The sequence below is a fragment of the Nocardioides acrostichi genome, from assembly GCF_015319165.1.
Classification (GTDB): domain Bacteria; phylum Actinomycetota; class Actinomycetes; order Propionibacteriales; family Nocardioidaceae; genus Nocardioides; species Nocardioides acrostichi.
In genome coordinates, this window is record NZ_JADIVZ010000001.1 from 1002737 (window position 1) to 1025234 (window position 22498).

General features: G+C 71.0%; 21 protein-coding genes. 15 read left to right on the top strand and 6 right to left on the bottom strand.

Going from position 1 to position 22498, the window contains the following annotated elements:
* Positions 1–33 precede the first annotated feature (33 nt).
* The 6 genes from ISG29_RS04735 to ISG29_RS04760 all read right to left on the bottom strand — a co-directional run bounded on the left by ISG29_RS04735 (position 34) and on the right by ISG29_RS04760 (position 5712).
* The gene (locus ISG29_RS04735) at positions 34–1524 is read right to left on the bottom strand and encodes a HAMP domain-containing sensor histidine kinase (RefSeq protein WP_194502146.1); all 1491 of its coding nucleotides are present in this window, start codon (positions 1522–1524) and stop codon (positions 34–36) included.
* Positions 1521–2198, bottom strand: coding sequence for a response regulator transcription factor (locus ISG29_RS04740; RefSeq protein ID WP_194502147.1), 678 nt, complete (start codon positions 2196–2198; stop codon positions 1521–1523). The genes ISG29_RS04735 and ISG29_RS04740 overlap by 4 nt, the downstream gene beginning before the upstream one ends.
* Positions 2199–2309: 111 nt before the next feature.
* Positions 2310–2993: a hypothetical protein gene (locus ISG29_RS04745; RefSeq protein WP_194502148.1), complete on the bottom strand. Its 684-nt coding sequence runs from the start codon at positions 2991–2993 to the stop codon at positions 2310–2312.
* A 118-nt stretch (positions 2994–3111) separates the two neighbouring features.
* Positions 3112–4092, bottom strand: coding sequence for an ABC transporter ATP-binding protein (locus ISG29_RS04750; RefSeq protein WP_194502149.1), 981 nt, complete (start codon positions 4090–4092; stop codon positions 3112–3114).
* Complete coding sequence (locus ISG29_RS04755) at positions 4089–4889, bottom strand: ABC transporter permease (protein WP_328827972.1); 801 nt, start codon at positions 4887–4889, stop codon at positions 4089–4091. The genes ISG29_RS04750 and ISG29_RS04755 overlap by 4 nt, the downstream gene beginning before the upstream one ends.
* Before the next feature lie 16 nt (positions 4890–4905).
* Entirely contained in the window at positions 4906–5712 is an 807-nt protein-coding gene (locus ISG29_RS04760) for an ABC transporter permease (protein WP_207792666.1), read from the bottom strand.
* 288 nt (positions 5713–6000) lie between these two features.
* On the opposite strand from ISG29_RS04760, the gene acnA reads away from it, so the two are divergent.
* From acnA to ISG29_RS04835, 15 genes are all read left to right on the top strand, one after another.
* Positions 6001–8673: an aconitate hydratase AcnA gene (acnA, locus tag ISG29_RS04765; protein WP_194502150.1), complete on the top strand. Its 2673-nt coding sequence runs from the start codon at positions 6001–6003 to the stop codon at positions 8671–8673.
* Between the two features lie 47 nt (positions 8674–8720).
* On the top strand, positions 8721–9425 hold the full coding sequence (locus ISG29_RS04770) for a sulfite exporter TauE/SafE family protein (protein ID WP_328827976.1): 705 nt from the start codon (positions 8721–8723) through the stop codon (positions 9423–9425).
* Positions 9426–9483: 58 nt separating this feature from the next.
* Positions 9484–10818, top strand: coding sequence for a hypothetical protein (locus ISG29_RS04775; RefSeq protein ID WP_194502152.1), 1335 nt, complete (start codon positions 9484–9486; stop codon positions 10816–10818).
* Positions 10805–11299, top strand: a complete 495-nt coding sequence (locus tag ISG29_RS04780) for a SigE family RNA polymerase sigma factor (RefSeq protein ID WP_194502153.1) — start codon at positions 10805–10807, stop codon at positions 11297–11299. The genes ISG29_RS04775 and ISG29_RS04780 overlap by 14 nt, the downstream gene beginning before the upstream one ends.
* Positions 11300–11385: 86 nt before the next feature.
* Positions 11386–11664 carry a hypothetical protein gene (locus tag ISG29_RS04785; protein WP_194502154.1) on the top strand — a complete coding sequence of 93 codons (279 nt, stop codon included), beginning with the start codon at positions 11386–11388 and terminating at the stop codon, positions 11662–11664.
* Positions 11665–11753: 89 nt separating this feature from the next.
* Positions 11754–12965 (top strand): EfeM/EfeO family lipoprotein, encoded by a 1212-nt coding sequence (locus tag ISG29_RS04790; RefSeq protein ID WP_194502155.1) that lies wholly within the window; start codon positions 11754–11756, stop codon positions 12963–12965.
* Positions 12962–14203 carry a Dyp-type peroxidase gene (locus tag ISG29_RS04795; RefSeq protein WP_328827978.1) on the top strand — a complete coding sequence of 414 codons (1242 nt, stop codon included), beginning with the start codon at positions 12962–12964 and terminating at the stop codon, positions 14201–14203. Before ISG29_RS04790 ends, ISG29_RS04795 begins: the two co-directional genes overlap by 4 nt.
* Before the next feature lie 38 nt (positions 14204–14241).
* Positions 14242–15951: a phospholipase C gene (locus ISG29_RS04800; protein ID WP_194502156.1), complete on the top strand. Its 1710-nt coding sequence runs from the start codon at positions 14242–14244 to the stop codon at positions 15949–15951.
* A 120-nt stretch (positions 15952–16071) separates the two neighbouring features.
* A complete protein-coding gene (locus ISG29_RS04805; protein WP_194502157.1) occupies positions 16072–17151 on the top strand; it encodes an NAD(P)H-dependent amine dehydrogenase family protein in 1080 nt (359 codons plus the stop codon).
* Positions 17152–17212: 61 nt separating this feature from the next.
* Positions 17213–17947, top strand: a complete 735-nt coding sequence (locus ISG29_RS04810) for a glucose 1-dehydrogenase (RefSeq protein ID WP_194502158.1) — start codon at positions 17213–17215, stop codon at positions 17945–17947.
* Positions 17948–17988: 41 nt separating this feature from the next.
* Positions 17989–18288: an MTH1187 family thiamine-binding protein gene (locus ISG29_RS04815; protein WP_194502159.1), complete on the top strand. Its 300-nt coding sequence runs from the start codon at positions 17989–17991 to the stop codon at positions 18286–18288.
* Entirely contained in the window at positions 18281–18886 is a 606-nt protein-coding gene (locus ISG29_RS04820) for a DUF3105 domain-containing protein (protein WP_194502160.1), read from the top strand. The genes ISG29_RS04815 and ISG29_RS04820 overlap by 8 nt, the downstream gene beginning before the upstream one ends.
* 117 nt (positions 18887–19003) lie before the next feature.
* Positions 19004–20011 (top strand): glycoside hydrolase family 26 protein, encoded by a 1008-nt coding sequence (locus ISG29_RS21515; protein WP_194502161.1) that lies wholly within the window; start codon positions 19004–19006, stop codon positions 20009–20011.
* A gap of 73 nt (positions 20012–20084) precedes the next feature.
* Positions 20085–22049, top strand: a complete 1965-nt coding sequence (locus tag ISG29_RS04830; protein WP_328827983.1) for a M3 family metallopeptidase — start codon at positions 20085–20087, stop codon at positions 22047–22049.
* The gene (locus tag ISG29_RS04835; RefSeq protein ID WP_194502163.1) at positions 22049–22456 is read left to right on the top strand and encodes a secondary thiamine-phosphate synthase enzyme YjbQ; all 408 of its coding nucleotides are present in this window, start codon (positions 22049–22051) and stop codon (positions 22454–22456) included. The genes ISG29_RS04830 and ISG29_RS04835 overlap by 1 nt, the downstream gene beginning before the upstream one ends.
* Positions 22457–22498 lie beyond the last annotated feature (42 nt).

A 22498-nucleotide genomic window follows, 5' to 3' on the forward strand; every position in this document is an offset into this window, starting at 1 on the left:
CTGACCTGGCCCTGACCGAGCCTGACCGGTCTGTCAGGTTCGGTCTCCTACCGGCCCGCCAGGAGCGCGACCACGCAGCGTGAGGCGCACCCGGCAGCCCGGTCCGCCCCCGGGGCGGTCGAGGATGGTCAGGCTGCCGCCGCCGACCGCCACCGCGTCGCGGGCGATGGCCAGTCCGAGGCCGGAACCCCCGGTGTCGCGGGCCCGGGCGTCGTCGAGCCGGGTGAAGCGGCCGAGGACGCGAGTCCGGTCCGCCGGTGCGATGCCCGGTCCGTCGTCGTCGACGTCGATGGTGACGGTGTCGGAGGTGCGGCCCGGGGCGAGCGACACGGTGATCTCGACGGCGCGGGTGGCGTGCCGCAGCGCGTTGGCGACCACGTTGTGCAGCGCCCGGGCGAGCAGTCCGGCCACGGCCAGCACCTCGCACTCGAGATCGAGGTCGGCGGGCGGCACGAGCGTCACGTGGCCGGGCGTGGGGAGGTCGGACAAGGCCTGCGCCATCACGTCGCGCAGGGGCACCTGGGTCGGCTCCGCCACTGCGCCGGCGTCCAGCGTGGCCAGGTCCAGCAGGTCGGCCACCAGCGCCTCCAGCCTCCTGGCCGAGCCCAGGGCGGACTCGACGACCTGCGCGGGCGGGGTGAGCTCGGGGTGGTGGTGGGCGACCTCGAGCCCGAAGGCGAGGGCGGCCAAGGGCGAGCGCAGCTCGTGCGAGGCGTCGGCGACGAAGCGGCGCTGCTCGTCCTGGGTGCGCTGGAGGCGGTCCAGCGTCTCGTTGATGGTGTCGGCCAGATCCTCGATGGCGTCCCCGCTGGGGGGCACGGGGACGCGCTCGCGGGGGTCGCGGGCCGTGACGCCCCGGGTGTGCGCCGCGATGAGCCGCACGCTCCGGAGGGTGACTCCGACCGCCGCCCACACGATGAGGCCCACGAAGAGGCAGGCCGTGGGGAGGGCCACCAGGGCCAGGTGGTCGACCCGGGCGCGTGCCTGGAGGGCGGCGTCGTCGAGCACGAAGACGTAGACCCGGTATCGAGCTCCGGGGGAGACGTCTCCGGGCCGCCCGGCGCTGCCGGAGGCGACGTCGCGTGCGGAGATGGTCCCGCTGATCGTCTCGACCTCGCGGCCGGCGAGCGGACTGTCGATCGAGGCGGGGAGCCTGACCGGGTAGATCGCGTACAGGGGCTGCGGGCCTCCGTAGCCCGGGGCCGGCATCAGGCTGTGACCGTCCTCGAAGGGCGTGACGACGCTGCTGGCGCTCACGACCTCCCCCCGGCCCGCGACCAGTTCGTAGGGGAACGAGCCGTAGTCGCCGCCGAGCCGGGTGCCGTCGACGGTCTGGGCCAGGATCTGGTCGACCTGGGAGCGGGCCAGGGCGCGGCTCGCGTCCATCTGGTCGTCGTAGGTGCTCGTCCTGGCCCACCACCAGGCGGCGAGGCCCAGCACGAGCACTGCCAGCACCGCCGCCGCGACCGAGCGGCCGACCAACCCGCGGGGGCGCACCCGGAGCCGACGGCGTGGAGATCTCATGTCACCGCGCTGAGGTTGACGCGGTAGCCGACCCCTCGCACCGTCTCGATCAGGCGGTCGCCGTCGAGCTCGCCGAGCTTGCGGCGCACCCGCGCGATGGCCGCCTCGACGAGGTTGTCGTCCGGGGCGGACTCCTGCCACAGCTCCGCGAGGAGCTCGCTCTTGGAGGCCACCCGGCCGGGGTTGCGTGCCAGCTCGGTGAGCAGCCGGAACTCCAGGCGCGTGAGGAGCACCCGCCGGCCACCTCGTTCCACGCTCAGCTGCTCGGAGTCCACCGACAGCGCGCCGAGCGTCAGCCGCGCCGGCCCCGTGAGAGAGCCGCGGCGCAGGAGGGCGCGCACGTGGGCCATCAGCACCGGGTAGCTGAACGGCTTGGCGAGGAAGTCGTCGGCGCCGGCGTCGAGGGCGTCGGCGTGGTCGAGGTCGCCGTCCTTCGCGCTCAGGACGAGGACCGGCGTGGTGACGCCCTCGCGCCGCAGCTTCTCGCAGACACGGAAACCGGAGACGGAGGGCAGCATCAGGTCGAGCAGGACGAGGTCGATCCCGCCGGCCCTCGCGGCGTCGAGGCCGGCCTGCCCGTCGTGCGCGACCAGGACGTCGAAGCCCTGCGCGAGCAGACCGCGACGCAGATGCTCGGCGAGGACGGGTTCGTCCTCGACCACCAGGATCCGCACGAGTCCCCCTGCGCTGTCGGCCGAGCATGCCGCTTCAGGGTACCCAGCCGACGGCTCACCGGTACGAGGACGACGGGCCAGGTGGTCGGCTCGTCGAGAGCCGGCACCACCTCACGGGAGCTGCACGCGGAACGCACTGATGCGGTAGCTGGCCGTGATGTCGGGGCTGCCGCTCCCCGTGTTGCACGTCAGGCCGAGGGACTGACCCGAGGTGGCGAACGTGTAGCCGAGCATCGGCAGCTGGGTGACCTGAGCCGGCACTGCGGTGTTGGTCAGCTGGTCCATGATCCCGCCGCTGGTGCCGAACGAGCAGAAGATGCGAGCCGTCGCGCTGGTCTGGGAGAAGGCGCGAATCGTGACCATGACTGCGTAGTACCCGGTCTCGGGAGCAGTGACCGAGCCGAGGGTGACCCCTGCGTTGTTCACCGTCTGGATGGAGCCGCTACTGGAATCGACGATGATCGGACTGCCGTTCTGCTGCCCGGCGTCGAGGGCCGCATCCAGGTCGTTCGCGAAGGTGGGCTCGAGCTTGTCGGGCGTCACACTGCCCGCGGCGAGATCGCCGTTCTCCACACCGCCGTCGGCCAGGTCGGCGGTGCCGATGCTGCCGTCCTTGATCTTCGGGCCCTTCACGGCGTTGCTCTTGATCTTGGCCGTCGTGACGGCGTTCTTCTGGAGTTGCCGGGTGCCGACGCTGTTCTTGGGCAGCTGAGTGGCGGCGTAGGCGCCGCCCGAGAGAGCGATGACGAGAGCCAGGGTCGAGGTGACGCCGGCGTAGGTGGGACGCAGCTTCATGAGGATGACCTTCCGTGGTGCTTGACCCGAGATCCGACCCCTCACTATTGCCAGGAGCGGAGGCGTCGCGCAGCGCCCTGGTGATCGCGATCTCGACCCTCATGATCAGCCGGGATGATCACCGTCGTGCGGCGTAGACCCGGCGGACGACGTCCTCGACGTCGGGCTCCTCGATGGCGAGGTCGCGCACTTCTGCGTGGGCCGACAGCGCGGCCAGCAGCGCCACGACGGTGGTCTGCTCGGCGTCGAAGGCGAAGCGGTGCCGCAGCCCGTGGCCCTCGTGGCCCTGGTGGCGGACGCCGGGCAGCGTCGCGACCGTGCCCAGGTCGGGAACGGGCTCGGCGAGGTCGACGGTGAGCACGCGATCGGCGCCGACCGTGCGGGAGAGGCCGGCGAGCGTGCCCTCGAAGGCCACGCTGCCGCGGTCGACGAGCACCACGCGGTCGCACAGCCGCTCGACATCACCCATGTCGTGGGTGGTCAGCAGCAGCGTGGTGCCGTGCTCGTGGCGCTCGGTGACCAGGAACTCGCGCAACCGTTGCTTGGAGAGCACGTCGAGCCCGATCGTCGGCTCGTCGAGGATCACCAGCCGCGGCCGGTGCAGCAGCGCCGCGGCGACCTCGGCCCGCATCCGCTGCCCCAGGGAGAGCTGGCGCACCGGGGTCGTGAGGAACTCGTCCAGCTCCAGGCGCTCGACGAGCTCGCTGCGGCGGCTGCGGGCGTCGTCCGGGCTCAGGCGGTGGATCGCGGCGAGCAGCTCGAAGGACTCCTCGGTGGGCAGGTCCCACCACAGCTGGCTGCGTTGTCCGAACACCACGCCCACGTGGCGAGCCAGCCGGCGCCGGTCGGGCACCGGGCGCAGGCCGCAGGTGCGCACCTCGCCCGCGGTCGGCACCAGGATGCCGGTGAGCATCTTGATGGTGGTCGACTTGCCCGCACCGTTCGCGCCGATGTAGCCGACCGCCTCGCCGGGTTCGATGCGCAGGTCGAGACCCTCGACCGCCACGACGGTCCGTCGCCTCAGTCCGTCGCGCACGGTGAAGGTGCGGCGCAGGCCATGGGTCTCGATGATCGGGCCGTCCATGGAAACGCTGCTCATCCGCCTGCTCCTTGGTAGTGCCGGACGCCGACCCGCCAGGCCAGGGCGGCGAGGACGACCGCCCACAGCGCCGCCACCGGTGCGCACCATCCCAGCCAGGTGGGCAGCCCGTCGAGGCCGGGCAGACCGAGCAGGGTGACGACGGGCAGGTAGGCGGTGAAGGCCATCGGGAAGAAGAAGCCGAACAGCACGACCAGCGGCCGACCCCACACCGACGCCGGTTGCGTGGCGCCGTAGCGGCCCCCGTACACGAACGCGTTGGTCATCTCGGCTCCGTTGACCAAGAAGAACTGGCAGCCCGCCGCGGTGACGAAGAGCGAGCCGAACGTCACCAGCCCGCTGAGCAGCGCCAGCACGAGCAACAGCACCGCGGCCGGTGACCACGGCACGTCGTTGATCGCCAGTGCGATCACGAGCACCACCAGGCCGACACCGCCGCGAGCGATGCGGCGCAGGCTGATGTCGGAGGTCACGAGCTGGGCCAGCAGCGGCTGCGGGCGCAGGTAGAAGACGTCGATCGTGCCGGCTCGGATCAGCGTCGGCAGGTCGTCGCAGTGCCCGAAGGCCATGTCGGCCAGCGAGAAGGAGAGATCGGCCAGGCCGAAGACCAGGAGGATCGCGGCGAGGTCGAGCCCACCGATGCCGTGTACCGAGGTGTAGAGCACCGCGATCTCGGCCAGCTCGACGACCCCGACGAGCAGCGAGCTGCCCAGGTCGAGGGCGAAGCTGGCACGGTAGGAGGCCTGCGCGCGCATCCGGCTCGCGAGCACCGCGCGGTACGCGCTCAGGTCGGTCACCTTGCCGGCCCCTGTGCTAGCCACCTTGGACCTCCAGCTTGTGCCGGCCGCGCCGGGTCATCTGTTGTCCGAGGGCGGCGGTGACCACGAGCCAGCCGGCCTGAGCCGCGACCAGCCCCACGGCGTCCCACCCCGCGACACGACCGGAGAGCACGTCGACCGGGTACATCATCATCGAGGGGAACGGGGTGGCCGAGGCGACGGCGAACAGCGGGGTCGGGAAGAGCCCGATCGGCACGAACAACCCGGCGAGGAAGCCCGAGACCACCATGTAGAGGATCTGCACGCCGCGCGTCTCGACCAACCAGAAGCCCGTGGCGGCCACGAGGTAGACGGTCGTGCACGACACGACGATGCCCAGCACCATGCTCACGGCCCCGAGCAGGAAGCCCGCCACGGACGTCGGCACGGCCATGCCCACGACGACGGCGCCGATCACGACCGAGGGCACGCCGCGGGGGAGGAGGGCCCACAACGAGCGCCCGACATCGGTGGCGACGGCCGCCGCGTGCACGTCGAGCGGACGCAGGAAGTCGACGACGACGTCGCCGCTCTTGATCCGCTCGGCGATCTCGGTGCGACCGAAGAGGTTGACCGACCCGAGCAACCCCTGGGAGATCCAGATGTAGGCCGACATCGTGCCCGCGTCGTACCCGTTCAGCTCGCCACCGGCCGCCTCCACGGTGGCCAGGAGCACCGCGACCTTGAGGAACCCGAAGGTCACGTTCGCGACGAGGCCGGCGAGGGCGGCCAGGGGATAGGCCGTCTGCTGTCGCACGCCCGCCGCGACGAGTCGCAGGAGGATCGGGGCGCGCGCGGACACAAGCACGAGAACCTACCCGCCCCCACGCTGACCTGCCACGAGTTTTCACTCGACCTGCCACGAGTTTCCACTCGACCTGCCACAAGTTCTCACAGCCCGGAAGTTCGTGGCAGGTCAGGTGAAAGTTGGCGACGGGTCAGCATGGAAGATGCCTCGACGTCGTGTATCTTGACATCAAGATAAACCGGGTGGGTGTCGCCCACCCCGGCTGGAGCGGCAAGATGGACCCCGCAGCCCGTTCCCGGCAGTAGTACCCCCGGCAGCGAACCTCAGAGGAGATGTTGGTCAGTGGCAAGCAAGGACAGCTTCGGCGCCAAGAGCACGCTCGACGTCGACGGCAAGGCGTACGAGATCTTCCGCCTCGACGCGGTCACCGGTGAGGGCCTGGACGTCGCGTCCCTGCCGTTCAGTCTCAAGGTGCTGCTCGAGAACCTGCTGCGCACCGAGGACGGCGCGAACATCACCGCCGATGACATCAAGGCGTTGGCCGGGTGGGACGCCGACGCGGACCCCTCCAAGGAGATCCAGTTCACTCCGGCGCGGGTGATCATGCAGGACTTCACCGGCGTGCCCTGCGTGGTCGACCTCGCCACCATGCGCGAGGCGATGGCCGAGCTGGGCGGCGACGCCACCAAGATCAACCCGCTCGCCCCGGCCGAGATGGTCATCGACCACTCCGTCATCGCCGACGTCTTCGGCAACCCCGAGGCGTTCGAGCGCAACGTCGAGATCGAGTACGAGCGCAACCGGGAGCGCTACCAGTTCCTGCGTTGGGGCCAGGGCGCGTTCGACGACTTCAAGGTCGTGCCGCCGGGCACCGGCATCGTGCACCAGGTCAACATCGAGCACCTCGCCCGCACCGTGTTCACGCGTGAGGTCGATGGCGAGCTGCAGGCCTACCCCGACACCTGCGTCGGAACCGACTCCCACACCACCATGGTCAACGGCATCGGTGTCGTCGGCTGGGGCGTGGGCGGCATCGAGGCCGAGGCCGCCATGCTCGGTCAGCCGGTGAGCATGCTCATCCCGCGCGTGGTCGGCTTCAAGCTGGCCGGCGACCTGCCCGAGGGCTCGACCGCCACCGACCTGGTGCTCACGATCACCGAGATGCTGCGCCAGCACGGCGTGGTCGGCAAGTTCGTCGAGTTCTACGGCCCCGGCGTCTCGGCGCTGCCGCTGGCCAACCGGGCCACGATCGGCAACATGAGCCCGGAGTTCGGCTCCACCATCGCGGTGTTCCCGATCGACGAGCAGACCGTCGACTACCTGCGCCTGACCGGACGCAGCGACGAACAGCTCGCGCTGGTCGAGGCCTACGCCAAGACCCAGGGCATCTGGCACGACCCCGACCACGAGCCCCGCTACTCCGAGAGTCTCGAGCTCGACCTCGCGACCGTCGTCCCGAGCATCGCGGGCCCGAAGCGCCCGCAGGACCGCATCGAGGTCACCTCGGCCGGCTCCGCGTTCGACACCGCGCTCGGCGACTACACCGACGAGCCCGAGAAGAAGGTCGCGTTCTCGCTCGACGGCCAGGAGCTCGAGCTCGAGCACGGGGCGGTCACCATCGCGGCGATCACCTCGTGCACGAACACCTCCAACCCGAGCGTCATGATCGGCGCGGCGCTGTTGGCGAAGAACGCGGTCGACAAGGGCCTGGCCCGCAAGCCCTGGGTCAAGACCACGCTGGCCCCGGGCTCGCAGGTGGTCACCGACTACTACGAGCGCTCCGGCCTCACGCCGTACCTCGACAAGCTCGGCTTCAACCTCGTCGGCTACGGCTGCACCACCTGCATCGGCAACTCCGGCCCGCTCATCCCCGAGGTCTCGGCCGCGGTCAACGAGGGCGACCTCGCGGTCACCTCGGTGCTCTCGGGCAACCGCAACTTCGAGGGCCGCATCAACCCCGACATCAAGATGAACTACCTGGCCTCGCCGCCGCTGGTGGTCGCCTACGCGCTCAAGGGCACCATGCGCGGCAGCCTCTTCGACGACCCGCTGGGGCAGGACACCGACGGCAACGACGTCTACCTCAAGGACATCTGGCCCAGCCCGAGCGACGTGCAGTCGGTGATGGACGACGCCATCGACACCGACATGTTCGACCGGCGCTATGCCGACGTGTTCAAGGGCGACGAGCGCTGGCGCTCGCTGAGCACCCCGGAGGGCGACACCTTCGCCTGGGACGAGGACTCCACCTACGTGCGGCGTGCGCCGTACTTCGACGGCATGCCCGCGGAGCCCGAGGCCGTCACCGACATCGAGGGTGCGCGGGTGCTCCTCAAGCTCGGCGACTCGGTGACCACCGACCACATCAGCCCGGCCGGTGCCATCAAGAAGGACAGCCCCGCGGGCACCTATCTCGCCGAGCACGGCGTGGAGCAGCGTGACTTCAACTCCTACGGCTCGCGCCGAGGCAACCACGAGGTCATGATCCGCGGCACGTTCGCCAACATCCGGCTGCGCAACCAGTTGGCGCCGGGCACCGAGGGTGGCTTCACGAAGGACTTCGCCGGCGACGGTGAGATCACCACCGTCTACGAGGCCTCGGAGAAGTACATCGCGGCCGGCACCCCGCTGGTCGTGCTCGCGGGCAAGGAGTACGGCTCGGGCTCCTCGCGCGACTGGGCCGCTAAGGGCACCGCGCTGCTCGGCGTCAAGGCCGTGATCGCGGAGTCCTACGAGCGCATCCACCGCTCCAACCTCATCGGCATGGGCGTGCTGCCGCTCCAGTTCCCGGCTGGCGAGTCGGCCGAGAGCCTGGGGCTGACCGGTGAGGAGACCTTCTCCTTCACCGGCGTCACCGAGCTCAACGACGGCACCATCCCGCGCACGGTCAAGGTCAAGGCCGACGACGTCGAGTTCGACGCGGTCGTGCGCATCGACACCCCCGGCGAGGCGAGCTACTACCGCAACGGCGGCATCATGCAGTTCGTGCTCCGCTCGTTGAAGAACAAGGGCTGAGCCCCACGCTCGATCACCTGCCCATGATCGGGGGAGTCTCACTCCCCGTGCTGCTGACGGTGGCCCTGGCGCTTCTCGCCGGGGCCACCGTCCAGTCGTTGGTGGGTCTGGGACTCGGTCTGGTGGCGGCACCGATCGTCACCCTCGCCGACCCGCGACTGATGCCGGAGCTGCTGCTCCTGCTCGCCGCCGTGCTGCCGATCGTGACGCTGGCCTCCGAGCGCGAGGACATCGACTGGTTCGGCTTGCGCTGGTCGCTGCCCACGCGGGTGCCCGGCACCGCGGTCGGCGTGTGGGCGGTCGCCGTGGTCGCGCCGGCCACGCTCGGTGTGCTGGTCGCCCTCATGGTGCTGGCCGCCGTCGCGCTGACGGCGCGGGCGGTGCGCCTGCCGGTGACGCGGACGACGCTCGCCCTGGCCGGCCTCGCCTCCGGTGCCGCGGGCACGACCACCTCCATCGGCGGCCCCCCGATGGCGATCCTCTACCAGCACGAGGCGGCTCGTCGGATCCGCACCACGCTCGCCGTCTACTTCATGATCGGCGCCGCCCTCTCGCTGGTCGGCCTGCTCCTCGCCGGTGAGCTCGACGGACCGACGTCCCTGCTCGCGCTCGTGATGCTGCCGGTGCTGCTGCTCGGTGCCTGGCTCGGACGACGCCTGCGCCCCGTGTTGCCCGAGCACCGGGTGCGCGTCGCCGTCCTGGTGGTCTGCGCGTCGTCGGCTCTGGTCCTGCTGGTGCGCAGCGTGGTCTGAGAGACTTTTACTCGGATCGGCCCCCTCCGTGAGCGGGTCTGGGAGCGTGTGATGGGTCATGAGCACCTTGCACGAGCGTCTCGAGGCGCTGGCGGACGACGCCCCGTCGGGCGGACTCGACCCCGCCCTCTACGACCGGGCTCGCCGCTACCACCGCCGACGGCGAGCCGGGACGGCGCTCGTCGTCGCCGCGGCAGTGCTGGGCGTCCTCGGGATCGCTGGCGGGGCGCACCTGCAGACGCGGGCCGACGTGCAGCCGGCGGCTCCCAGCGCCGCGGCAGCCGTGCCGGAGAGGTTGTACGCCCCGAGCCCCTGGTTGTCGGGCACCGACGACGACGGTCCGCTGGGGCGTATCGCCGTGCTGATGACCGACCAGGAGCGCAAGAGTTGGATCAGTGCCGACCACGAGGCGGTCGTAGGCATCTCCGCCACCACCGGGGAGTATCGCTTCCTCGACCTGCCCGACGACGCGGGCCAGGGGTGGGCGCTCTCGCCGGACGGGAGGCGGGTCGCCTTCTGGATCACCGGTGCCACCACCGGCACCGCCAACACTCAAGCGGGACAGGCCCTGCCCGTGACCGGCTTGGCCGTCTACGACGCCGACACTGGAGGGGTGCTGCGGTATCCGGTCGAGACCGCACACGGTCTGATGGTGGACCGGAACAGCTCCCTGGCCTGGGCCGACGCCGATCATCTCGTCTTCAGCTTCTCGCAGTGGAGGGGTGGAGACGGCGCGTCCGGCGAGAGGGCCAGCATGTCGGGTCCAGGCGCGCCACTGTCAGTCTGGAAGGTGGGGGCCGAGGCACCCCGGACCATCGACCCCGAGACGGTCTCGAGCGAGGTCGAGGCCACCAACGGTCGCGGTGAGGTGCTCGTGGGTGACTACGCCTACGCGGTGTCGGACGGCTCGCGCCATCGGTTGCGGACGCCGGGCCGCAGCATGACCCGCTCCAGCGCCCTCTCGCCATCCGGCGGACTCGTCGCCTACCCGCGAGGGAACGGCAATCCCGCCCCCATCGTGATCGTCGGGCACGCCGGCAACAGAGTGGTCGATAGCTCGGTTCCAGGCAACGACGAGACCTTCTCCGTGTTCGCCTGGCTCGACGCCGGGCATCTCCTCGCCGAGGAGTACGCGCCCCAGAGCCGCTACCGCACGGACCTCTACCGGGTGAACATCCGCACCGGCGTCTCCCAGCGCGTGGTACGGCTGGCCGGGCCGGGGAACTTCCGCTACTCGGGTCAGCTGGCGACCGATCTGCTCGACGCCGGATTCGTGGCCCGCCCGGCGCCCCCCACGCCGTGGGATCCGCGCACAGTGGCGGGAGCCGTCGCTGCGCTGATCGCGGCGGCCTGCGTCGTCCTGGTTCTGTGGAGGCGACGTGTCCGCCTCTGAGGTTCGAGCGGGGTTCGAGGAGTTCGTCGCTGCCCGCCGTGGGGCCCTGCTGCGCACGGCGTACCTGCTCACCGGCGGCCACGAGGACGCCGAGGATCTGGTGCAACTGGCACTGGTCAAGGCCCTGCCGCACTGGACGAGGATCGCCGATGCCCCGGAGCCCTACGTGCGGCGGATCCTGGCTCGCGAGTCGGTCACCCGCTGGCGGCGGAGGCGGTGGCGGGAGGTCAGCGTCGACAGGCTGCCCGAGAGCTCTGCAACGGGGGAGGATCCGACGGATCGCGAGCTCCTGCGGCGAGCCCTGCTCCAGCTCTCGCCCCGTCAACGGGCCGTGGTCGTGCTGCGCTACTTCGAGGATCTCACCGAGGCGCAGACCGCGGACGTACTCGGCATCCGACTCGGCACGGTGAAGTCCCACGGCCGGGAAGCGTTGGAGCGGTTGCGCTCGATGCTTCCCGACGACGACGCAGTGCAGGTGTGACGCCAGGCGAGAGATCAGGCCCAACCATCCCTCGGTGTCGCTGCGTAGGAGAGGGTGAACCCACCTCCGACGCCCGGGGAGCACCGATGGACGACCTCACCGACCTGCGCAGGCGCCTCGGCGCGCTCGCCGACGCGGACCTACCCGCGACCGCACCCGCGGATGCCGACGCCGCCTGGGCGCGAGGCGCCGACTGGCAGCGGCGCCGCCGCGCGGGTGCGGCGCTGGCCGGCGCCCTGGTCGTGGTGTTGCTCCTCGCGTCCGGTGTGGCCGTCGCGCCGCTGGGGATCTCGGTGGGCACCGTGACGTCGCAGTCCCACGACGCTCTCGAGCGGATGCGCGGGGTGCTCGAGCCGGTGTCGTGAACGGCAGACGAACACCGCACGCACAGTTGTCGACGTCCACCGTTTCGCCCTTCCGGAGGGGTGGTGGGGCCGCTTAGCGTCGTCGCGTCATGCCTCGGATCTCCTCTTTGGCCACTCGGGTCGTCGCTGCCCTGGTCGTGGGCACCCTCGGTCTGCTCGCCGTGCTGGCGGTCGTGGGCCTCGGCCCCCGTCACGTCGCGACGCGGCCGGCGCGTGGGCGGTCACGACCGGTCGTGACGGCGTCCGTGACCCGGTGCGGCGACGGGTTCGACGCGGTCGCCACCCAGCCCGTGGGCCAGATCGACGTGCGTGACGACGACTCGCGCCCGGGCGAGGTGCGCGTCGTGGCCGTGGGCGGAGCCCGCGACGGCGCCGTGTACGCCGACCTCGAGCTGCTCGCGCCCGGCACCACGGTGCCGCTGGCCATCGACCTGCCCACCGGCAGCTACGCCGTGCAGTGCCTCATGGAGGACGAGGAGCCGGTCACCGGGGGAGTCGTCGACGTCCAGGGGGCGAGCACCGGCACCCGTGGCGTGCCGCCCGTCGACCAGAGCGAGCTGCTGCGCACGACTCTCGACTACCAGGCCGCGGTCGGTCACCGTCTCGGCCGGGTGCGGCACCGGATCTCGGGCCTGGTGCAGCACCTGGCGAGCGGTGACCTCCCCGCCGCCCGCCACGACTGGATCGCCGCGCACCGCGGCTACCAGCTGCTCGGCGGTGCGTACGGCGCCTTCGGCGAGCTCGGCGATGCCATCGACGGGCTCCCGCACGGACCACCCACGCTCGACCGCCACCCCGTCACCGGCTTCCACCGCATCGAGCACGACCTCTTCACCGCACGCCCCCACACCGCCCGCCTGATCGGCGACGCACGCGCCCTCGCCAGCGACCTGGCCGCGTTGAGTCATCGGCTCCGCAGCACCCAGCTCGCCCCGCTCGACCTCGTGCTCCGAGCCCACGAGATCACCGAGGATCTCCTCCAGCGCACCCTGACCGGCCGCGACGACCTCGGCTCGCACACCGCTCTCGCCACCGCGGACGGCGACCTCGCCGCCACCGCCGACGTGCTGCGCCGGCTGCGCCCGGTGCTCACCGGCCGGGTACCCCATCCCGCCCGTCTGTTCACCGACCTGACGACCACGCGCGCCCTCGTGCGGCGCCTGGCCCGCACCCCGGACGCCCACCGATCCGTCGCGCAGTGGCCACGCGTCGACCGCGAGCAGCTCGCCTCGGCCGTCGCCGGACTGGCCGAGTCGCTGGCGCCGCTCGCGGTCGCCCTTGAGCCGAGGAGAACCTCGTGAGTGCCTCGATGGATCGCCGCGGGCTGTTCCGCGGCCTGGCCGGTACCGGGCTGGCCGCAGGTGCTGCCGGGCTGGCGGCGGGCTGTGCCCACGCCGGTGCCTCCGCCCGGGCCGACGAGCCCGCCACCGACGCTCCTGACGGGCCGGACCGGGTCATCAGTCCCTACGGCGAGCACCAGCCCGGCATCGCGGGCGAGCCCGGCTCGGCGGTCAGCGTGCTCGCGCTCGACGTGGTCGCGACCGATCGCGGCGGCCTGGCCGAGGCGTTGAAGGCGCTGAGCAGCCGGGTCGGCACCCTGACCCAGGGCTATGCGCCCCGACCCACCGGCATCAGCGGGCCGCCGTCCGACTCAGGTGTCCTCGGCCCCGACGTTCCGGCCGACGGCCTCACGGTCACGGTCAGCGTGGGCGCCAGCCTCTTCGACCACCGCTTCGGTCTGGCCGGTGCGAAGCCGCTGCGGCTCAAGCCGATGCATGCCTTCGCCGACGACGACCTCGACGCGGCGCGCTGTGGCGGAGACCTGCTGCTCCAGGTGAGCGCCGACCACGGCGACACCGTGCTGCACGCCGTGCGCGACCTGATGCGGCACACGCGCGGCGCGCTCGCACCGCGCTGGCGCATCGACGGCGCCCGGCCGCCGTCTCGCCCGACCGGCGCCCCGCGCAACCACCTCGGCTTCAAGGACGGCATCGCCAACCCGAGCGCCGACGACTTCGACGCGCTCGTGTGGGCGGGCGACGACGAGCCGGCCTGGACCGCTGGCGGCAGCTACCACGTGGTCCGCATCATCCGGATGCTCACCGAGTTCTGGGATCGCGTGGGCCTCTCGGAGCAGGAGCGCATGATCGGACGCCGCCGCGACAGCGGTGCCCCACTGTCGGGCTCGACGGACGCCGACGACCCCGACTACTCCGACGACCCGCGCGGCTCCGTGACCCCGCTGGACTCGCACATCCGCCTGGCCAACCCGCGCACCGACGCCACCGCCGACCAGCGGATGCTGCGGCGGGCGTGGAACTACGACGCCGGCCTCGACCTCGCCGGCAACCTCGACCTGGGGCTGGTCTTCACCTGCTTCCAGACCGACCTCGAGCGCGCCTTCGAGACCGTCCAGCACCGGCTCCAGGGCGAGCCGCTCGTCGACTACATCACTCCCGTCGGCGGCGGCTACTTCTTCGCGCTGCCCGGGCTCCGCGACGAGCAGGACCGGTACGGCCGGGGCCTGCTCGACACCTGACGCACCCGTCCCCACCGCACCAACCGAGAGGAACCCGCATGTCGTCATCACGTCGAGGCCCGGCCATCGCCGGCCTCGCGAGCCTGGCAGTGGTCGCCGTCGCCGCTGCCACCAGCACCGGCGCGTTCGCCCAGCCCGAGCCGGCCGCCGCTCCCGCCGTCCGCCCTGCCCAGCAGACCCAGCAGACTCAGCAGACCCAGCAGACCCAGCAGAAGGGCAAGGCGGCGTATGAGACGAAGACCCCGATCAAGCACGTGGTCGTGATCTTCGACGAGAACATCTCCTTCGACCACTACTTCGGCACCTACCCGAAGGCGGCGAACACCGACGGCACCACGTTCCGCGCCTCGAAGAGGACGCCACACGCAGACACGTTGGCCTCGGCCGGCCTGCTGAAGGACAACCCGAACGCCTACGACCCGTTCCGGCTGACCTCGGACCAGGCCATGACCTGCGACCAGAACCACGCCTACGGACCCGAACAGCAGGCGTTCGACGGCGGCGCCATGGACCAGTTCGTCGAGAAGGTCAGCACCGACACCTGTTCGGGTCTCTACGGCGCACCCGGGCTGACCATGGGCTACTACGACGGCAACACGGTCACCGGCCTGTGGAACTACGCCCAGCACTACGCGATGAACGATCACTCCTTCTCCTCGACCTTCGGTCCGTCGACGCCCGGCGCGCTCAACCTCGTCGCCGGTCAGACGCACGGTTTCGTCGAGGTCGACCCCGAGACCGGTGAGCAGGTCGGCACGCCCGGCTCCTACGTGCTGGCCTCGCCCGACGCGAGCGGCGTCGGCACGGTCGTGAACGACCCCGACCCCGCCTACGACGACTGCTCGGACAAGAACCACACCTCGGGCAACACCCTCGCCGCCGCCGTGCAGGAGGGCGATCAGGGCAAGAACATCGGTGACCTGCTCAACGCCAAGGACGTCACCTGGGGCTGGTTCCAGGGCGGCTTCGCGCCGACCACGGCCGCTGCCGACTCCGACACCGGCTATGCCGTCTGCGGCGCGACCCACACCAACCTGGGCGGTGCCAGCGTGGCCGACTACAGCCCGCACCACAGCCCCTTCGAGTACTACCAATCGACCTCGAACCCGCACCACCTGCCGCCGGCCTCGATGGACGAGGTGGGCCACGACGGTCAGGCGAACCACAACTACGACCTCTCGGTGTTCAACCAGTCCTTGACGCAGGGCACGCTGCCGGCCGTGAGCTTCGTGAAGGCTGCGGAGTACCAGGACGGTCACGCCGCCTACTCCGACCCGATCGACGAACAGCACTTCCTCGTGCACGAGATCAACAAGATCCAGCGCTCGAAGTACTGGAAGAACACCGCCATCGTGGTGGCCTACGACGACTCCGACGGCTGGTATGACCACGTGGCCTCCGACGTCCTCAACGCCTCGCACGACAGCACCAAGGACGCCGCATTCTGCGACGACTCCGACGCGCCGGTGGCCCAGGGATACGCAGACCGCTGCGGTCCGGGCACCCGGCAGCCGCTGCTGGTGATCTCGCCCTACGCCAAGCGCAACAAGATCACCCACAACGCCACGGAGCAGACCTCGATCACGCAGTTCATCGAGGACAACTGGGGCCTGGGCCGGATCGGCGACGGGTCGTTCGACGAACGGGCCGGCACGCTGGACAACCTCTTCCACTTCGGGCGCCGACGCAACGACGTCGTCTTGTTGAAGAGCGACGGGGCGGTCAAGGCGGTGCGTCGCACGCACTGATCCCGCTCCCGGCGGGCGCAGGTGTCGGGGAGGTCCGGCTGCTCGTGTTCTAGAACATGTTCTAGTAGCGTGCAACCGGATCAACCCGACACCTGTCCAGTTCCACCGAGAGGCAACCCCATGGCGATCCGCGTCGCGCACATCGGCACCGGCAACGTGGGCGCCATGGCGCTGCGACACCTGATCACCGACGACCGCTTCGAGCTCGTCGCCTGCGTGGTGTCGAACCCGGAGAAGGTGGGCAAGGACGCCGCCGCGCTCGCCGGCTTCGACCTCCCGGCCACCGGCGTGGTCGCCACCGACGACCTCGACGCCCTCGTCGCCACGCGTCCCGACTGCGCGGTGTACTGCGCGCTGGCCGAGACCCGCTTCTTCGAGGCGTTCGGCGACATCGACCGGCTGCTCCGGGCCGGCATCAACGTGGTCGGCACCTCGCCGGTCACGCTGATGTACCCGTGGGGCACCTTGCCGGACTCCATGATCGACCCGGTCATCGCCACGGCGAAGGAGAACGGCGTCAGCCTCTTCGTCAACGGCGTCGACCCCGGCTTCGCCGGCGACGTGATCCCGCTGGCCCTGGCCGGCACGTGTCGTGAGGTGCACCAGGTGCGGTGCCTCGAGCTCGCCGACTACGGCACCTACGACGGTCGCGAGGTGATGGTCGACGTCATGGGGTTCGGCATGAGACCCGACCAGACGCCCATGCTGCTCAACCCGGGCGTGCTCAAAGCCGCCTGGGGCGTCACCATCCACCAGCTCGCGCAGGCGTTCGACATCGAGATCACCGAGATCCGCGAGCAGTTCGAGCGCGACTGGGCCGAGGACTCCTACGACATCGCGATCGGCACCATCGAGGCCGGCACCCAGTCCGGGCTCTGGTTCGAGGTCGCCGGCATGGCGGGCGATCACCAGGCCATCGTCGTCGAGCACGTCACCCGCACCTTCGAGGGTCAGCGCCCCGACTGGGCGAGCCCGGGCCAGGAGGGTGGCTCCTACCGCGTCGAGATCACCGGCGAGCCGTCGTACACCGTCGAGATCTGCCCCACGAGCGCGGACGGCGACCACAACTACGCCGCCATCCTCGTCGGCGCCGGCCGCGTGGTGAACGCGATCCCCGCCGTCGTCGCAGCCGAGCCCGGCCTGCTCACCACGCTCGACCTGCCGCTGGTGACCAACCCGCCGCTGACCACTCCCTCCTGAACCATCCCACCCGCATCCACCCGCATCCACCCGCATCCACCCGGACAAGAGGAGACACCCCATGGGACGCTGCGACGGCAAGGTCGCGATCATCACCGGCGGCGCGAGCGGCATGGGCGCCGCGGGCGCCAGGATGCTCGTGGCCGAGGGCGCCGAGGTCGTGATCGGCGACATCCAAGACGAGCTCGGACGATCGCTCGCCGCCGAACTCGGTGAGTCCGCCCGCTTCGTGCACCTCGACGTCGCCCAGCAGGACCAGTGGGAGGCCGCCGTCGCGTTCGCCGTCGCGGAGTTCGGCTCGCTCAGCGTCCTGGTCAACAACGCCGGCATCGCCAACGGCGCCCTGGTGCAGCAGTTCGACATGGGTCAGTGGCAGCGAGCGATCGACATCAACCTCACCGGCACCTTCCTCGGCATCCGCGCGGCCTCCGACGCCCTCATCGCCTCGGGCAGGGGCTCGATCATCAACGTCTCCTCCATCGAGGGCATCCGCGGCACCCCCTGGGCGCACGCCTACGTCGCTACCAAGTGGGCCGTGCGCGGCCTCACCAAGTCGGTCGCCATGGAGCTCGCCCCGCACAACGTGCGCGTGAACTCGGTACACCCGGGTCTGATCAAGACCCCGATGACCGCCGGGATCCCCGACGACATGATCCCGATCCCGCTCGGTCGCCCCGGTCAGCCCGAGGAGATCGGTCACTGGATGGTGTTCTTGGCCAGCGACGAGTCCTCGTTCGCCACGGGTGCCGAGTACGTCGTCGACGGTGGCACGGTGCAGGGAGTGCCGCACAAGTAGCCACGGCCGCCTCGCGGTCGGGCCCGGACTACCGTGGACCCATGATCGTGGCGTTCAGCATCTCCCCGTCGGCGGCCGACGAGACCGGTTCGGTCTCGGAAGGGGTGGCGGCGGCCGTGCGGGTGGTGCGGGAGTCCGGGCTGCCGTACGAGCTCACCTCGATGTTCACCAGCATCGAGGGGGAGTGGGACGACGTGATGGCGGTGGTGAAGCGAGCCGTCGAGGCGGTGGCCGAGACCAGCTCGCGGGTGGGTCTCGTGCTCAAGGCCGACATCCGTCCCGGCTACGAGGGTCAGATGAGCGCCAAGGTCGAGCGCGTGCAGCGACTGCTCGGTGAGTAGCGCGCGTCGGCGGCTGGTGCTCGTGGCCCTCACCGGGCTGGCCGCCCTCGGCGTGCTGGCGGTGGGGCTGCTCGCACCCCCGGCGCCGAGGCCCCCCGGGCCCGTGGACCTCGACGCCGTGCTGGTGGTCGACGATCTGCCGACCACGCACGTGCGAGGGCCGATCGAATACCCGCAGAGCCCGCCCCTGGGCGGGCGCCACAACCCGGTGTGGCTCGACTGCGGCGTCTACGACACCCCCGTGCAGGCCGAGAACCTCGTGCACGACCTCGAGCACGGCACCGTGTTCATCGCCTACCGAGAGGATCTGTCCGACGACGACGTCGCGGCGCTGTCCGAACAGCTCCCGAGCAACGGCATCATGTCGCCGTGGGCCGATCTCGCTGCGCCCGTGGTGGTGACGGTGTGGGGGCACCAGTTGGCGCTCGACGGAGCCCACGACCCGCGCCTGCCCCTCTTCTTGCGCACCTACGGCGGGGGAGAGACTGCGCCCGAGCCCATGGCCTCGTGCGCCGGCGGGCTGCACGACGCCGACGGCACTGCGGACACCAGGCGCGGGGGAGCGGCCCAGACGGGCGACGATGTGACGGCTGTGTAGAAGACGAAGCACCTCAGGGGCGCTTGTTACCGATCTGTGTCAATGCGGATACTCTCCTCCTCAGCCGCACTCGGGCGGTTCTCGCTCCCGCGTCCCGTCCCATCTGGTGAGGCCCTCGTGATCCGCAGCCGTATCGTGCGCCGACTGGCCCTGGTTCTGTGCGCCGTGACGATGGGAGTGTGTGCCGTCCTCCTCGCTCCGGGCGCCGCCCAGGCCGCGCGCAGGACGACCCCGAGTCTCGCGTCGGCGTCCGAGCAGGCCGAGCGCCCCTTCGGCGTCACGATGCCGGGCACGCCCGGCGGTTCCCAGCTCGCCTCGCTCGCCAGCGCCCTCGGGCGTACCCCCGACGAGGTCATGTGGTACGTCGCGTGGAGCACCCAGACGGGTTTCCCGACCACCGACGCCGCCCGGGTGCGCGACCTCGGCGCGACCCCCGTCATCACCTGGGAGCCCTGGGATCCCAGCGCCGGTCTGGGCCAGACGACGTACTCGATGAAGTCGATCGCCGCCGGCACCTGGAACGGCTACCTCAAGAGCTGGGCCCGCGGCGCCGCGAAGTACGGCAGCCCGGTGGTCATCCGGTTCGCCCACGAGATGAACGGCACCTGGTACCCGTGGGCCATCGGCGTCGACGGCACCACCAGCGCCGACTACGTCGGTGCCTGGAACCGCATGCGCACCGTCTTCAAGAACGCCGGCGCCACCAACGTGACGTTCCGCTGGAACCCCAACGTGCCCTACCCGGGCAGCACCCCGATGGCCCAGGCCTGGCCCGGCGCGAGCAAGGTCGACTCGGTCGCTCTCGACGGCTACAACTGGGGCGGCACCCTCGACGGCACCACGTGGACGTCGTTCGCCGACGTCTTCGAGAACGGTCTCGACGAGATGGCGACGCTCACCAGCCTGCCCGTCATCGCCGGTGAGACGGCCAGCGTCGAGGCCGGCGGCGACGACGGCGCCGCGAAGGCGCAGTGGATCACCGCCATGTTCGCCACCCTGGCCGACGACCCGCGCTTCGGTGGCTTCACCTGGTTCGACTACGACAAGGAGAACGACTGGCGGATCGACTCCTACCAGTCGACCTTCGACGCATTCCGCACCGGCCTGACCAGCTACGTCAGCTGAGTCCGGGCCGATCCGACGTGGATGGCCCGACCAGGCGATGGCGTCGTCGCCGCCAACCTCTAACCTCGCCGGTGTGACCGACCAGCACCTCGCCGACCTCGCCGACCTCGCCCCGCTCGACCTGCCTGAGGCCGGCGAGGCCGAGGCGTGGCGCTCGTTCCTCTCCCGACGAGTCGAGGGTGAGCTGGCCACCGCCCGCGCCCAGGCCGATGCGCTGCGTGTCCTGGCCGCGGGTGACGCCGCCGCGTTGGAGCGCTGGAACGACCTGCACGTCGCGCTCGGCAACGCCTTCGCGGTCTCCAGCCTGCTCGCCCAAGTGCACCCCGACCAGCAGCTGCGTGAGAGCGCGGAGCGGTTCGAGCAGGAGTTGCACGCCTTCCAGACCGGCCTGATGCTCGACGTCGAGGTCTTCGGCCGACTCGAGTCCGTGCCGCGCGAAGGGCTCGACGAGGCCCTCGCTCCCGGCGCGACCCGGGTGCTCGACGACGCGCTGCGCGCCTTCCGCCGCTCCGGCGTCGACCGCGACGACGCCACCCGCGAGCGGCTCGCCACGCTCTCGGCCCGCGACAGCGACCTCTCCCAGGCCTTCGGTCGCAACATCCGCGACGGCGCCACGAGCACCAGGGTGCCCGCCTCCGCGCTCGCAGGGCTGCCGGAGGACTACGTCGCCGAGCACCCGGCCGCCGACGACGGCACCGTGGCCATCTCGACCGCCTACCCCGACATGGGCCCGTTCCTGATGTTCTCCGCCGACGCCGCCGCCCGTCGCGAGGTGATGACCACCTACCTCAACCTCGGGTGGCCGGCGAACGACGAGGTGCTCGGCGAGCTGCTCGCCGTCCGCGACGAGACCGCCCGCACGCTCGGCTACGACGGCTGGCCCGACTACGACGCCGAGCTCAAGATGATCGGGTCGGGCTCGGCCATCGCCGAGTTCGTCGACCGGGTCGCCGCCGACGCCGCCGACTCCGCGCAGCGCGACCTGGCGGTCATGCTCGAGCGCGCGCGCCACGACGACCCGGGCGTGGAGCGACTCACGGTCGCCGACAGCCGCTACCTCGGCGAGGTGGTGCGGCGCGAGCAGTTCGAGGTCGACGGACAGGCCGTGCGCGGCTACTTCGACTTCGCCAAGGTCCGGCGCGGACTGCTCGACGTGACCGCTCGGCTGTTCGGTCTCACCTACACCGATGTCGCCGAGGCACCCACCTGGCACGACGAGGTCGCGGCGTACGACGTGACGCTCGACGACACCGGCGAGCGGCTGGGCCGCATCTACCTCGACCTGCACCCGCGCGAGGGCAAGTACAACCACGCCGCCCAGTTCGACCTCGTCAGCGGGGTGGGGCAGCGGCAGCTGCCCGAGGGCGTGCTCGTGTGCAACTTCGGTCGCGGCCGCATGGAGCACTCGGAGGTCGTCACCCTCTTCCACGAGTTCGGCCACCTGCTGCACCACGTGCTCGCCGGGCGGCACCCGTGGGCGCGATTCTCCGGCGTCGCCACGGAGTGGGACTTCGTCGAGGCGCCGAGCCAGATGCTCGAGGAGTGGGCCTGGGACCACTCCGTGCTCGCCACCTTCGCCACCAACGCCGACGGCGAGCCGATACCGGCCGCCCTGGTCGAGAGGATGCGCGCGGCCGAGGAGTTCGGCCAGGGCATCTACGCGGCCACCCAGATGTACTACGCGGCGATCTCCTACCGCTTCCACGCCGAGCTGCCCGACGACCTCACCGCTCGCTCGGCGGCGCTCTCGCAGCAGTACGCCGTGTGGGAGCGACTGCCCGACACCCACTTCCACTGCGGGTTCGGGCACCTCTCGGGCTACACCTCGGGCTACTACACCTACATGTGGAGCCTGGTCATCGCGAAGGATCTGTTCTCGGCCTTCGACGCCGACGATCTCTTCGCGCCGGAGGTGGCGCGGCGCTACCGCGACACCGTGCTGGCCGCGGGCGGCAGCGCCGACGCCGCCGACCTGGTCGAGGCCTTCCTCGGCCGGCCCTACGACAACCGCGCCTTCACGGCCTGGCTGGAGAGCTGATGCGCAGCGAGACCATCACCGTGCACACCGGAGGGCACGAGGTCGTGCTCGACCTCACCCGCGAGGCGGCGGACGCCGTCCGCGACCGGGGCGACGGCCTCTTGCATGTCTTCGTGCCGCACGCCACCGCGGGCATCGCGATCCTCGAGACCGGTGCGGGCAGCGACGACGACCTGCTCGCGGCGCTGGCCGACCTGCTGCCTGCCGACGACCGCTGGCGGCACCGCCACGGGTCGCCCGGCCATGGCCGCTCGCACGTGATGCCGGCACTGATCCCGCCGTACGCCACCGTGCCGGTGATCGACGGGCGGCTGATGCTCGGCACCTGGCAGAGCATCTGTCTGGTCGATCTCAACGTCGACAACCACGAGCGCGAGGTGCGGTTCAGCCTGCTGGAGTCGGGGTGAGCGTCGAGGTCGGCGCGGATCACGCTGCCCACGGCTGGGCGC

What these genes read in the sequence shown, in the direction of transcription:
- ISG29_RS04735 (WP_194502146.1), bottom strand. Translation starts at nt 1,524, where the DNA reads ATGAGATCTCCACGCCGTCGGCTCCGGGTGCGCCCCCGCGGGTTGGTC.
- ISG29_RS04750 (WP_194502149.1), bottom strand. Translation starts at nt 4,092, where the DNA reads ATGAGCAGCGTTTCCATGGACGGCCCGATCATCGAGACCCATGGCCTG.
- ISG29_RS04835 (WP_194502163.1), top strand. Translation starts at nt 22,049, where the DNA reads ATGCGCAGCGAGACCATCACCGTGCACACCGGAGGGCACGAGGTCGTG.
- ISG29_RS04805 (WP_194502157.1), top strand. Translation starts at nt 16,072, where the DNA reads ATGGCGATCCGCGTCGCGCACATCGGCACCGGCAACGTGGGCGCCATG.
- ISG29_RS04800 (WP_194502156.1), top strand. Translation starts at nt 14,242, where the DNA reads ATGTCGTCATCACGTCGAGGCCCGGCCATCGCCGGCCTCGCGAGCCTG.
- ISG29_RS04745 (WP_194502148.1), bottom strand. Translation starts at nt 2,993, where the DNA reads ATGAAGCTGCGTCCCACCTACGCCGGCGTCACCTCGACCCTGGCTCTC.
- ISG29_RS04775 (WP_194502152.1), top strand. Translation starts at nt 9,484, where the DNA reads ATGAGCACCTTGCACGAGCGTCTCGAGGCGCTGGCGGACGACGCCCCG.
- ISG29_RS04785 (WP_194502154.1), top strand. Translation starts at nt 11,386, where the DNA reads ATGGACGACCTCACCGACCTGCGCAGGCGCCTCGGCGCGCTCGCCGAC.
- ISG29_RS04815 (WP_194502159.1), top strand. Translation starts at nt 17,989, where the DNA reads ATGATCGTGGCGTTCAGCATCTCCCCGTCGGCGGCCGACGAGACCGGT.
- ISG29_RS04810 (WP_194502158.1), top strand. Translation starts at nt 17,213, where the DNA reads ATGGGACGCTGCGACGGCAAGGTCGCGATCATCACCGGCGGCGCGAGC.
- ISG29_RS04790 (WP_194502155.1), top strand. Translation starts at nt 11,754, where the DNA reads ATGCCTCGGATCTCCTCTTTGGCCACTCGGGTCGTCGCTGCCCTGGTC.